Source organism: Sphingobacterium sp. ML3W (genome assembly GCF_029542085.1).
In the GTDB taxonomy this organism is placed as follows: domain Bacteria; phylum Bacteroidota; class Bacteroidia; order Sphingobacteriales; family Sphingobacteriaceae; genus Sphingobacterium.
In genome coordinates this window covers 1010932-1024097 of sequence record NZ_CP107036.1, presented here as the reverse complement: position 1 = coordinate 1024097, position 13166 = coordinate 1010932, and the positions used below count along the sequence as shown (strand labels likewise).

Genomic DNA, 13166 nt, shown 5'->3' with positions numbered 1-13166 from the left:
TATTTCTATTTTTGTAAGACGAAAACTCAAAATCATATGGCAAATCTAGCAGCTCCGGCTTATCAGCACACCCCTCAACTAGCATTCCAACGTTTACTCGATGTCTTGTATACCTTAAGGCTTGAATGCCCTTGGGACAAGAAACAAACCATGGAATCTTTGCGTCACCTGACGATAGAAGAGCTATATGAGTTGACAGATGCTATCCTAGAACAGGATTATCCAGAAATAAAAAAGGAACTTGGTGATGTTCTGATGCATCTCCTATTCTACGCCCGTATTGCGGAAGAAGAAGGACATTTTAATATTGTTGATGTACTAAATGCAATCTGTGACAAGCTAATTACCCGCCATCCCCATATCTATGCTGGCGCAAATGCGCATACTGAAGATCAAGTGAAATCCAACTGGGAAGCTATCAAGCTTCAAGAGGGCAATAAATCCGTCCTTGCAGGTGTTCCAAAAGGACTACCGGCTCTGGTCAAAGCCTACCGTATTCAAGATAAAGTAAGAGGTGTTGGTTTTGACTGGGAAGACAAAAGACAAGTATGGGAAAAAGTTGAGGAAGAGCTTGCTGAATTTAAAACTGAATTCAATATTGAAACCTCCGAAGCCATTGACCGTGAAAAAGCAGAGGCTGAATTTGGGGACCTATTATTCTCGCTCATAAATTATGCAAGGCATATTGGTATCAATCCAGAAAATGCCCTGGAACGTACCAATAAGAAATTCATCAACAGGTTTACCTATTTGGAGCAAAAAGCTGCGGAAAACAAGCAACAATTACAGGATATGAGCCTCGAAGAAATGGATGTTTATTGGAATGAAGCAAAAAAACTAAAAAAATAACGACAATCCATTAAAAGGCATACGACTCACGGAATTTAATTCTACTTTGTCAAATTTATCCGTAAATTCGCAGGAATATGGAAACAGTTGTTAGTGGTATCAGAAGTACCGGAAAATTACATTTAGGAAATTACTATGGCGCATTGAGCAATTTTGTGAAAATGCAAAATGAATATAATTGCTTTTTTTTTATTGCGGATCTGCATTCTTTGACGACACACCCTACACCACATGGTCTTCAGGGAACTGTACGTCAAGTTATCGTTGAATATTTAGCTGCGGGTATAGACCCCGAAAAATCAACTATTTACGTACAGTCTGACGTCCCTGAAGTTGCAGAGCTTTACCTATACATGAATATGAACGCCTACTTAGGCGAACTTGAGCGAGCAACAGCATTTAAAGATAAAGTACGCAGCAACCCCGACAATGTCAATGCTGGCTTGCTAACCTACCCTGTCTTAATGGCTTGTGACATTCTGATCCACCACGGAACTAAAGTTCCTGTTGGAAAAGACCAAGAACAACATCTGGAAATGACACGTACATTTGGCAATCGCTTTAATCGTCTATATAATGTAGATTATTTTAAAGAAGCTTTTGCTTTCTCCTACTCGGACAAATTGGTTAAAATACCTGGATTGGCAGGTCAAGGTAAAATGGGTAAATCCAATGGTGAGGCTGATTGCATCTATCTTTCGGATTCTGCTGATGCCATTCGTAAAAAAGTAATGCGTGCCGTTTCTGATTCAGGTCCAACTGAAATGAACCAACCGAAACCCGAAGCGATCCAAAACCTATTCGATCTAATGAAAGTGGTTTCGACATCCGATACATTACAGCACTTTGACGAACTTTACAATAAATGTGAGATCCGTTATGGAGATTTCAAAAAGCAGTTGGCAGAAGATATGGTATTGGCTACAAATGATGTACGTCTTCGTATTGAAGATATATCGAACGATGATGATTATATTGCTAAAGTTGCAAAATTGGGAGCCGAGAAAGCCAGTGAATCTGCACGCAAGACACTGAAAGAAGTTCGTGAGATTATTGGTATCAAGAGATTTTATTAAACAAGGAAAGAGAATATGCATATTGCTATCGTAGGAAATATAGGTGCTGGAAAAACGACGCTAACAGAATTATTAGCGAGTCATTTCAAATTTGAACCTCAATTTGAGGCCGTGGACAATAATCCCTATCTAGAAGATTTCTATTCAGACATGAAACGTTGGGCTTTCAACCTTCAGATCTTCTTCTTAAATAGCCGTTTTAGGCATATTGTAAAGCTTCAGGAGACGGACATTAATATGATTCAGGATCGTACAATCTATGAAGATGCCTATATCTTTGCCGAAAACTTATATGATATGGGCTTAATGAGTGCTCGTGACTTTGAAAACTATAGCAACATATTCCAAAGCATTATCCACTACATTAAACCTCCTGATCTATTGATCTACTTAAAAGCTTCTGTTCCCACTTTGGTTAACAATATCCAAAAAAGAGGACGTGATTATGAATCCGCCATCCGATTAGACTATTTGTCCAAATTGAATGATAAATATGATAAATGGATCAACAATTATAAAGAAGGTAAAGTAATGATCTTAGATAAAGATAATCTTGATTTTACGACTAATCCAGAGGATCTTGGTGGAATCATACAAAAGATAGAAGCCGAATTATTCGGATTATTTGAATAATAATAGACAACAGATAGATAAAAGCCTGTAAATTTATGATTTTACAGGCTTTTTATTAAATAGAAATTCACAAAGTATCATGAAATTTTTAGGCATTATTCCTGCTCGATATGCTTCAAGCAGATTTCCGGGCAAACCTTTGGTTGATATTGAAGGCCAAACCATGATCCGACGCGTATACGAGCAGGTAAAGAAATCAAAAAAATTGACCGAAGTAATTGTCGCTACCGATGACCAACGTATAGCGGCGGAAGTGCTCTCTTTTGGGGGTAATGTGGCCATGACATCCGATACACATCAGTCCGGTACAGACCGTTGTGCCGAAGTCATTGCCAATGATCGGGAATATGATGTCGTGATCAACATACAGGGCGATGAACCTTTTATCAATCCTGATCAAATAGATCTTTTGGCAACTTGTTTTGAAAATCCGCAAACAAAAATTGCAACCTTAGTAAAAGAAATCGGGACTCCAGAGGAATTATTCAATCAGAATATTCCAAAAGTTGTCCGAAACACATTTGGGGAAGCCATTTATTTCAGCAGGCAAACGATTCCTTTTTTAAGAGGAGTTGATCAGGAACAATGGCTTAAGAAACAAACATTCTACAAACATATTGGTATTTATGCCTATCAAGTAGATACTTTAAGAGCTTTGACACAATTGCCCGTATCTATACTTGAGGAAGCTGAAGCGCTCGAACAGTTGCGTTGGATAGAAAATGGCTACGCAATCCAAACTGCAGTTACCACGCATGAAACTGTAGCAGTCGATACGAAAGAAGATCTCAATAAAATTTTAAAACTATTTTTTAATAAATAGACACTTACCGGTGTTCGGTGTAATATAAAGACCGAACACCGTCCAGTAATTTCTTCTTGTCTAATTTATCCAATTGCTTAATCCGTTGTGTTGTCGATAGCAATTCATCCAACTGCAATTTAGTGCTCACACCTACTACAGCTGTTGCTACTGCGGGATTGGATAGCACATAGGATAGCGCTTCAGTCGCCCTACCTTCTCCTGATTTTTTTGCCATGTTATCCAGATTCCGAAGTATATGTGCGACCTCTCCAGAACTATATTGAAGATATGGTTCCACAGGCTTATTCACCAAGAGTCCTTTTGCCAAAGCTCCTCGCGCCAACATATTGGCACCATTGCTAGCCAATAACCCATCGATCTCCTCTTCTGGTCTCCTATCCAAAAGACTGTATTGTATCATCACCGACGAAATAGAAGATTTTGATAGAAATTCCTTAATGACATTTGGGCGAATAGACGACAGCCCGTAAGCACGGATCTTTCCCTGTTTCTTCAGCAATTCAAAAGCTTCAATGATTTCGTCGATCGGATCATCAATTGTACCACCGTGCAATTGATAAAGATCAATATAATCTGTTTTCAATCGTGATAACGATCCTTCAATAGTTCTAATGATATAATCTTTAGATGCTTTCCAGTCCCAGCCCGAACCGTCAGCACGCCAGAGATTACCGACTTTACTCGCCAAAACAATTTGCTTGCGAAAAGCCTGTACGCTCTCACCAACAACGGTCTCATTTTGACCTTTGTCATAGAGATCAGCAGTATCAAAAAATGTGATTCCCTTATCGAAAGCCTTCTGGATAATATCTTTGGATTGTTTGGGTTGATTGCTTTTCAATGACATACAACCCAAACCAATTTCCGAAACCATTAGACCACTTTCGCCTAGTTTACGTTGTTTCATTCGTATTAAAATCGAGCAATTCTACTTCAAACACCAAAGTGCTATGCGCTGGAATATCATTGCCTTTCGCCTGCCCACCATAGGCAAGTCTGCTTGGTATAAAAAACTTATATTTAGCCCCCTTCGACATTAATGGAATACCGATCTGCCAACCTTTGATCACTTGTCCCAACGATAGTTTTAATGGTTCATTTCGATCATACGAACTATCAAATTGTTTACCGTTTAATAAGGTTCCTTTATAATGCACAGTAACTTCATCATTCACAGTAGGCTTCGCTCCTTCTGTCTGAGTCAAAACAAGATACTGAATTCCCTCAGCCGTCGTTTTCATTCCCGTTATTTTCGCATTTTCAGCGAAGAATTTATCTTCTTGCGCGCGACTTATAGCCTCTTTCTCAGCGCGTATATCCATAATGGCTTTTTGGATGACTTCTCTTGTTTGTCCATCTTCCAATAAGGTTTTCTCATTTTTCAAGGTAGCAGCAATCGCTTTTGCGATAACATCAGCTTTTAAATATTCTACTTCGGTTGATTTCAATGATTTTCCAATATCCATACCAAATGCATAGGATACAGAATCCGCTTTGGTCACCAAAAGATTGGTTGAACTTGTTTTTGTTGTCACTGTTTTTTTCTTGACCGTACTGGTCTTTTTTTTCTGCTGAGCAAATCCTGTTACGGTTGTCAGAGACAATAGGGCTAATGTGATGTATTTCATGTTTTACTTAGCGGTGCTTTTGCACAATTTCATTGATAATTTCTTGCGTTATATTAGGGTAATCAACTTCAACCCTTGATTTACTGTTGAGCCAAGCCTCAATGGCCAGCATATTTTTCTGTTTTAAACTCGAAATCACTGGTACGCCCATTTCTTCCAATGATGCTGCATTTAGATGCTGCTCATATTGATTTTTCATCGGGACGACCAATAGTTTCTTTTTCAAATATAACGCTTCTGCGGGGGTTTCAAAACCCGCGCCGCATAAAACTCCGGAGGAAGAAGCCATACTTTCAATAAAAGCTTGATTATTGATTGGTTTGATCGTCACATTCTTCATCTCAAAGGGTCGGGAATTGTGCTTGCTGAATACATCCCATTTCACGTCCGGAAACTTCATTAAGTGTTTCAACAGATGCGCATCATCATAGGCGGGCAAATAAACGGTGTAATGTCCTTGGTCAGTAACAGTCAAATCACGGACGGCATTACGGATAACCGGAGGAAAAATATTCTTGGTGTATCTTTTAAAATGGAAGCCATATGAATGTGTCGCAGGAGCATAATTTTTCATAATAAACTTCCCCAACATATCACTTTCTTCCGGTTTAGGACTTGCAGGATCCAGAGCCCCTATCTGATGACTTAATCCAATGCATTCTAGATCCTTGGAGTGACAGGCCCATGCTGAAATAGGCTCAAAATCATTGATAACCAAATCATAACCTTCGATTGGCAGACTTTTGATCTCGTTGGTAAATTTACGAATGGTTGAACTCATAAAAGTTTTCCATAAGTCTACGCCTCCCGATTTTCCGAAAATAAAGCTTAAACCATGAAAACGATACTTTACTTCAAAAGGTAAGGAGAGATCTGCCTGAATTCCACTGACCAAAACATCCACTTCTCCCAAAGCTTTCAAACAGGGAACAATGTCCATGGCACGACTCAGGTGCCCATTGCCAGTCCCTTGTACGGCGTACAATATCTTCATAACGACTGTATTTGTGTCGGCAAATTAATGAATTTTAACGACTATCAATATTATTTTATTGTTTAGTCATATTAAGAAAAGATAAATTAATATAATGAATTTATATAGTTAATACCATTTTTCTTCATTTTTATGTATCTTTAGGATTAACAATTATTTAATAACCAATTTACTATGAAAAAGTCTCCTCTCCTTTGGACACTTTCCATTGTTGTACTGTTTACATTTAATTCATGGGGATTTTTTGCGCATAAAAAAATCAACCATTACGCGGTTTTTGCACTCCCCGCAAAGTTGGCCAAATTTTACAAGACCAATATTGACCTTATTACAGAGAAAGCTGTAGATCCAGATAAGCGTTGTTTTATCGACAGTACTGAGGGACCACGACACTTTATTGACATTGAAGATTACCGTGCAGATAGACAGATAGATTCAATACCCATACATTGGTCACAAGCAAAGGATAAATTCCAAGAACGACAACTACTTAAAAACGGTATTATCCCCTGGCAAATTAACTTTACCTATCTAAAGCTTGTGAAAGCCTTTCAATCAAAGGATTATGATAAAATCGTCAAACATTCAGCAGATTTAGGTCATTATATCGCCGATGCCCATGTCCCCTTACATACGACCAAAAATTATAATGGCCAATTAACTGGTCAGATCGGCATTCATGCTTTTTGGGAGAGCCGACTACCCGAAATGTTCGCCGGCAAGTATAACCTACTTGTTGGAAAAGCCATTTATATCGTAGATCCTTTAAGCGAAGCCTGGAATATTGTTCGTGAAAGCAATCAACTCGTCGATTCTGTACTCAGTATTGAATCGCTTCTCAACAAACAGTTTAAAGCTTCTCAAAAAAACTCATTTATAGAACGGAACAATCAATTGTTATGGACTTATTCCGATAGTTATGCTAAAGCCTATCATCATGCATTGAACGGAATGGTGGAACGGAGAATGCGTAAAACAATTCTTCGGGTAGCCTCATACTGGTACTCGGCCTGGCTTGAGTCTGGTCAACCCGACCTTTCTAGCGCCTCCAAAATCAAATTTGAAAATAAGCAGGATAGCATCACTACAAACGGTAAAAAGCCTATTGGCCGCGAGGAATGGACGTAAGTAGACCGCAGGTAACCGACCGGACTACACACAATATTAGTACCGGACTATTTACTTTCTTAATCAACTGAACTAGTTTTGCGGCATAAAACCTATGAACTGCCCTATAGTGATTTTGCAAAAAGGTAAAATACTATACTGGCGCAAATCAACAACAGGTAACAAGGATATATCGAATCTCTTTACGAACTACCAAGTTTATGGTTATATAGGGTAATTAAATGAAATCATGTTGAATAAAAAAATAGCGTTAACAAAGCTCGCCATCGTCTTAACTGTAGGTGCAACCTATGCACAAATGAGGGATACGACAGCATTGAATGAAGTCATTATTAATCAGAACAGGCTCCAGATCCCCTTCTCAAAGCAGAGCAAAAATATACAGATACTGACACAAGAAGACATCCAACGACTACCCAATCGTTCGATAAACGAACTGCTAACAAATATACCTGGTGTAGATGTACGTCAAAGAGGACCATTTGGTTCACAGGCTGATGTAAGTATAGATGGTGGCTCATTTGAACAAACTGCTATCCTATTAAATGGTGTTAAAATTACAGATCCACAGACTGCGCACCACAATATGAACCTCCCCGTACCGGTAGAATCTATAGAGCGTATCGAAATTATCAGAGGACCAGCCTCCCGTATCTTCGGCATCAATGCGCTCACAGGTGCGATCAATATCGTTACAAAAAAAATCGAATCCAATCAGATCAGTGCACAAGTATATGGTGGATCGTCATTTAAAGACAATGAACAGGCGAGCTCTGGTAAATATTACGGCAAGGGAGCCCAATTAGGTGCGCAGTTCAACAGTGGACTTACCAGTCACGGCTTGTATTTTGGACATGAAGATTCCAACGGTCAGCGTTATAATACAGGCTCCAATAATAACAAATTGTATTACGACGGAACTTATCAGCCCAATGAGACTAATCAAATAAAAGCAAACTTTGGCTATATCGACAATCAGTTTGGAGCGAATGGATATTATGCTGCCCCAACGGACAAAGAGGCCTATGAACAAGTTAAAACAGCATTCGCATCCCTACAGTCGAAACATCAATTGAGCAAGGACTTCTCTATTAGCCCTCGACTCAGTAACCGATATAATGAAGATGAATATTGGTATTTGGGAAGGCAAACCAGCAAAGGTAGATCAAAACATTATAGCAATGTTTTTGGGGCCGAAGTAAATGCCGCATTAGAACAGCATTACGGAACTTTTGGTTTGGGACTAGAGAGCCGATTCGAGCGAATCAATAGTACTGCTATCAGCTCCCATAACCGCGAAAACTACGGCGGTTATCTGGAGTTCAAAACTGAAGCGATTGCCAAACTAATGGTCAATGCGGGAGCCTACGTAAATTATAATTCAAAATTTGGCTGGCAGGTATTTCCGGGGCTCGACCTAGGCTATAGTATAACAGAACGCTGGAAATTCGTCCTGAGTGCAGGATCTGCCCAACGTATCCCGTCATTTACAGACCTCTATACCAATCAAACTGCCAATATTGGAAATCCAGATCTAACATCAGAGAATGCCTATCAGATTGAAGGTGGTATCAAATATCTATCCAACCATATCGTTGCTCAGGTTAGCTATTTTCACCGAAATATAAATGATTTTATAGACTGGCAAAAAACCGATGGTGCTGTTGCCGAAGGAACTGTCATTCCATGGAAACCCTCCAATATTGGAAAAAATATTGTTGATGGACTCAATGGATCTTTTCGTTATCAGCTCAATGATCCAATGGCTACCACACGATTTTACACGACAATAAGTTATAACTATCTAAATCCAAAGATCAAAGTTGAAAATGGCATCCGCTCCAAATATGCCATTGAAAATTTAAGACAGCAGGTTATTCTCAATTTTACGGTGAATCATAAAAACTGGATGCTGACAACAGCAAATCGTTTCAACGAACGTATCAGTTACAAAAATTATTTTATTGCAGATCTAAGAGCTTCGTATCAGCTTATCGGCCTCAATATTTTTGCTGATATTCAGAACATTTTTGACAAGAGCTATATTGAAGCGGCGGCTGTACCGATGCCAGGAAGATGGTTTAGTCTAGGTGCAAAATACAAATTCAGGTACTAAAAACTTAAAATCAGCACAATGGGATACCCTTGCTTAAAAATGCATGCTGTCTCTTATAGCTAAAAATACCCCATAAATGATTATCACTTATGGGGTATTAGACGTTTTTTGAATCTTTAGCATTAAAGCACTCAGACTTTTGGATTATACTAACTTTAGGCTAATTACACTATTTTTTCGGAAGTACCGATAAAATTCCGCCAATCAAGTGTTTTTGGAACGCAGGTTCATCATAAGATTCTTCTGTATGCCCCAGTCCTGTATAAAAAACCTTTCCTCCATCATAATTTTGGCTCCAGGAAATCGGATGATGATCGCCCATTTTCCCGCCATTATAACTCTTCTCATCCAAATTCATCAACACATGTAGACCTTCTTTAACATCTTTAAAATTGTACCATTCATCCTTATGCCACCATACAGGATCAAGATGTTTGGTAGCGATATGTTTTCTATCAACAATAGCTATTTTAGCATTCTGTACAGCAGGATGTGACGTAAAATAGGCCCCAACCAAACCGTTGTACCATGGCCAGTCAAATTCGGTATCCGTTGCGGCATGGATCCCCACAAAACCTTTGCCCGATTGAATATAACGGACAAACGCCTCTTGCTGTGTCTCATCCAAAATATTGCCAGTAGTACTTAAAAAGATAATGGCATCATACTTTTTCAAGTCTTGGTCCGTAAACAGAGCCGCATCTTCGGAATGATCAGAGGCAATCTTTTCCTTGTCCAACAATTGTTTCAGTACTTGAGCACCTTTTTCAATACTACTATGTCTAAACCCTTGGGTTTTACTAAAAATCAGCACTCTTTTTTGTGCAATGGCGGTCATGGTCACCGCAAAAAAGAAAAACAGAAAAATGGAGAATTTATTCATGATATAGTTGGTTATTATTAAAATTTAGTTTAGGTTTTTTATAAGCTAAGGTCGCAACTTTCTGCAGTACGTTTAACACTTAGATCATAATAGAAAAAGCTATGTACTCTCCCCGTACACAGCTTTTTCCAAAATTTTATCCTGCGGTTAGCTCACGGTAGAAATCAAGACTTTCAATAATATCATCCTCAGAAACGAAAATATCATACTGACAACTACCTATTTTATCAAGGAGCGCAAAGCCGATCTGATTGGATAGATTTTTCTTATCATTTCGCATCAGATCCAATAGGGTTGTATCAATAGCCGAACTGAACGTATAATCGTCAAAGTATCGTCTGAAAGTAGCAATTAGGTCGTTTAATTCATCTAACGAAAGTCCATTCAATTTATGAGAAAGATAACCTTCACAGATCATTCCAACAGCAATAGCTTCCCCATGTAATAAAGAGTTGCGATCATTCAACAACGAATATCCCTCAATGGCATGACCGATTGTATGTCCGAAATTTAGGATCTTACGAAGCCCTTTTTCTTTGGGGTCTTCTAGCACTACCTTATTCTTTATGGAAACCGAATGCTTCACCAACGCATTATCTACCTGCGTTATATCAAGCATTTTAACACGTTCGTAATACGCATGGTCAAAGATCAGTCCGTGTTTAATAACTTCAGCAAATCCGGATATCAATTGCCTTCTATCCAATGTTTTTAAGAATTGACTCGAAATAAACACGGCATGTGGTTGGGCAAACGTTCCGATTATATTTTTCACGCTTCCCATATCTATTCCAGTCTTCCCTCCGACAGAAGCATCTACCTGCGAAAGTAAGGTTGTCGGAATCTGAATAAAATCCATCCCCCTCTTAAACGTAGATGCTGCAAAACCGCCCATATCAGTGACAACACCACCACCGAGATTGATCAGCAACGAATGTCGGTCAGCTCCAAAATCAAGCATATTTTGCCACACTCCAATGCAGAAATCTATATTTTTATTCTCTTCCCCCGGATCTACCTCTATGACGTCATAGTTGGATAAATTAGGTAGGGCTTGTTGAAACAATGGCAAACAATTGTCTAAGGTATTGGTGTCTACCAAAACTATAATTTTTGAATAATTCCGTTCCGCTAAAAACGTCTCCAAAGAGGCCAACGTATCATCAAAATATACTTGATAGCCCAAACTTTCTATGACTTCCATTCTATGATTCTTTAAGGTTTAAGTTTTCTATTTACCAATATTGTTTAATATTACACCAATTTTACTTCCATCCCATCAAATTCAACAACATCACCAGGCTTTAATTTCAGTCTTTTCCGATAATCAACCTGGCCATTATACTTAACATACCCTTCAGCGACAACCCACTGAGCCATAGCGCCATGCTCTACCCAATTTAAAGCTTTAAGTAACTGAATAAGCTGTATATATTCTCCTTCGATTTTAAATTCTTGCATTTCACAAAAATAGTGGTTTAACCGAGGAATACAAGAATAATCATCGTTTTAATGCTTACTAAATTGCTACATTTGCCTTATTGCAAATAAAGATTATGATTGAGAATTCTGAGCCCAGAACATTGTCCTTTGATAATACAGAGATCGCTTTTAAAAGTAAAAGCGATAAGGATTTAGAAAGAGCGTATTGGTTATTCAAAATAATAGCGAATAACTTTTTAACGAAAGTAGGTCCATCAATGACCAACTTTGCGCTGAACATTGGATTGCCGATCCAGGGTATAATCCGTAGTACAATCTTCAAACATTTTTGTGGAGGAGAAACCATTGAAGGCTGCGAAACCGCCATCAATGATTTGGGCGAAAATGGCGTTGGAACTATATTGGACTATTCAGTTGAAGGCGAAGAGACTGAAAGTGCTTTTGATGCCTGTTGCGAAGAAGTACTACGTACTGTATCCGCTGCTAGCAAAAACAAGTATATTCCGTTTTCAGTTTTTAAACCAACGGGATTAGGTCGTTTTGAATTGTTCGAGAAGGTTAATGCGAAAGAAACATTAACAGAATCCGAACAAGCAGAATATCAACGCATGTTGGATCGCACAGACCGGATCTGTAAAGCTTGTCATGAAGCGGGCGTAAAGGTATTGGTTGACGCTGAACACTCTTGGATCCAGGATGCTATTGATGACATTGCGCGTGAGATGATGGAAAAATACAATATGGAAAAACCTATTGTTTATAATACCTACCAACTTTACCGTAGTGACAAATTAGCTTCTTTAAAGGCTGATTTTGAATATGCCAAGATCAGAGGCTTTCACATGGGAGCAAAAATTGTACGTGGCGCCTATATGGAGATCGAACGTGCACGTGCTACACAAATGGGCTATGCTGATCCGATCCAACCAAGTAAAGCTGCATCTGATACAGATTACAACGAAGCTATTGAGTTTATATTGGACCACTTGGACAATTTCGGACTGATGGCTGGTACACACAATGAAGACAGCAGTATGTTACTGGCCGAGGAAATAGACAAACGTGGTATCGACAGATCGACAGATCGGATCTATTTTGCTCAACTATTGGGAATGTCAGACAATTTGAGCTTTAATCTGGCTGCACATGGCTATAATGTTGCTAAATATATGCCTTATGGACCGGTTAAGGCTGTGATGCCTTACCTATTCAGAAGAGCACAAGAAAACACCTCCGTTGCCGGAGCAACTGGTCGGGAGCTCGGGCTGTTGATCAAGGAAAAACAAAGAAGAAAAGCTAGTCGTCAATAACGACTAGCTTTTTCTTTTTCAGCGTGTATCCACCTATTAGATTTCTACGATCCAATACCACATCTTTATCTCCTATAAGAGCAGCGATTAATTCGTGACTCCCCTTTCCCGCTCTACTTTCCTCATCTATTATAAATAGAGATAATGTTTCATAAAAACAGTGTTCCTATTTCAGCTTCTCGACATTGGAATAAGCTAATTACAAATTGATTCCAAATTATTGAAACAATTATTTATGTTTGCAAACTTTTCCCTTAAAATAAAGTTCATAGGGAAATGA

13 protein-coding genes are annotated in these 13166 nt (G+C 38.8%); 7 read left to right on the top strand and 6 right to left on the bottom strand.

The window, feature by feature from the left end; all coding sequences use genetic code 11:
• Window positions 1–36: 36 nt before the first annotated feature.
• The 4 genes from mazG to kdsB all read left to right on the top strand — a co-directional run bounded on the left by mazG (window position 37) and on the right by kdsB (window position 3381).
• Window positions 37–849: a nucleoside triphosphate pyrophosphohydrolase gene (mazG, locus tag OGI71_RS04320; RefSeq protein ID WP_282254085.1), complete on the top strand. Its 813-nt coding sequence runs from the start codon at window positions 37–39 to the stop codon at window positions 847–849.
• A gap of 77 nt (window positions 850–926) precedes the next feature.
• Entirely contained in the window at window positions 927–1925 is a 999-nt protein-coding gene (gene trpS, locus OGI71_RS04315; protein WP_282254084.1) for a tryptophan--tRNA ligase, read from the top strand.
• A gap of 15 nt (window positions 1926–1940) precedes the next feature.
• Window positions 1941–2558, top strand: a complete 618-nt coding sequence (locus OGI71_RS04310) for a deoxynucleoside kinase (protein WP_120257315.1) — start codon at window positions 1941–1943, stop codon at window positions 2556–2558.
• A gap of 79 nt (window positions 2559–2637) precedes the next feature.
• The gene (gene kdsB, locus OGI71_RS04305; protein ID WP_282254083.1) at window positions 2638–3381 is read left to right on the top strand and encodes a 3-deoxy-manno-octulosonate cytidylyltransferase; all 744 of its coding nucleotides are present in this window, start codon (window positions 2638–2640) and stop codon (window positions 3379–3381) included.
• 4 nt (window positions 3382–3385) lie between these two features.
• On the opposite strand, the gene OGI71_RS04300 is transcribed toward kdsB, so the two are convergent.
• Genes OGI71_RS04300 through OGI71_RS04290 form a run of 3 tightly spaced genes read right to left on the bottom strand, consistent with a single transcriptional unit; the run spans window position 3386 to window position 6006 of the window.
• Window positions 3386–4291, bottom strand: coding sequence for an aldo/keto reductase (locus OGI71_RS04300; RefSeq protein ID WP_282254082.1), 906 nt, complete (start codon window positions 4289–4291; stop codon window positions 3386–3388).
• Window positions 4278–5012, bottom strand: a complete 735-nt coding sequence (locus OGI71_RS04295; RefSeq protein WP_282254081.1) for an FKBP-type peptidyl-prolyl cis-trans isomerase — start codon at window positions 5010–5012, stop codon at window positions 4278–4280. Before OGI71_RS04295 ends, OGI71_RS04300 begins: the two co-directional genes overlap by 14 nt.
• Window positions 5013–5019: 7 nt before the next feature.
• The gene (locus OGI71_RS04290) at window positions 5020–6006 is read right to left on the bottom strand and encodes a glycosyltransferase family protein (protein WP_282254080.1); all 987 of its coding nucleotides are present in this window, start codon (window positions 6004–6006) and stop codon (window positions 5020–5022) included.
• Between the two features lie 174 nt (window positions 6007–6180).
• On the opposite strand from OGI71_RS04290, the gene OGI71_RS04285 reads away from it, so the two are divergent.
• Window positions 6181–7134: a zinc dependent phospholipase C family protein gene (locus tag OGI71_RS04285; protein ID WP_282254079.1), complete on the top strand. Its 954-nt coding sequence runs from the start codon at window positions 6181–6183 to the stop codon at window positions 7132–7134.
• A 229-nt stretch (window positions 7135–7363) separates the two neighbouring features.
• On the top strand, window positions 7364–9250 hold the full coding sequence (locus OGI71_RS04280) for a TonB-dependent receptor (RefSeq protein WP_282254078.1): 1887 nt from the start codon (window positions 7364–7366) through the stop codon (window positions 9248–9250).
• A gap of 169 nt (window positions 9251–9419) precedes the next feature.
• Here OGI71_RS04280 and OGI71_RS04275 read toward each other — a convergent pair whose 3' ends face one another.
• From OGI71_RS04275 to OGI71_RS04265, 3 genes are all read right to left on the bottom strand, one after another.
• Window positions 9420–10133: a ThuA domain-containing protein gene (locus tag OGI71_RS04275; RefSeq protein WP_282254076.1), complete on the bottom strand. Its 714-nt coding sequence runs from the start codon at window positions 10131–10133 to the stop codon at window positions 9420–9422.
• 136 nt (window positions 10134–10269) lie between these two features.
• The gene (gene aroB, locus OGI71_RS04270; protein WP_282254075.1) at window positions 10270–11337 is read right to left on the bottom strand and encodes a 3-dehydroquinate synthase; all 1068 of its coding nucleotides are present in this window, start codon (window positions 11335–11337) and stop codon (window positions 10270–10272) included.
• A gap of 50 nt (window positions 11338–11387) precedes the next feature.
• Window positions 11388–11594 carry an RNA-binding S4 domain-containing protein gene (locus OGI71_RS04265; RefSeq protein WP_120257306.1) on the bottom strand — a complete coding sequence of 69 codons (207 nt, stop codon included), beginning with the start codon at window positions 11592–11594 and terminating at the stop codon, window positions 11388–11390.
• 95 nt (window positions 11595–11689) lie between these two features.
• Between OGI71_RS04265 and OGI71_RS04260 the strand changes: the two genes are divergently transcribed.
• Window positions 11690–12886, top strand: a complete 1197-nt coding sequence (locus tag OGI71_RS04260; protein WP_282254074.1) for a proline dehydrogenase family protein — start codon at window positions 11690–11692, stop codon at window positions 12884–12886.
• Window positions 12887–13166: the final 280 nt, after the last annotated feature.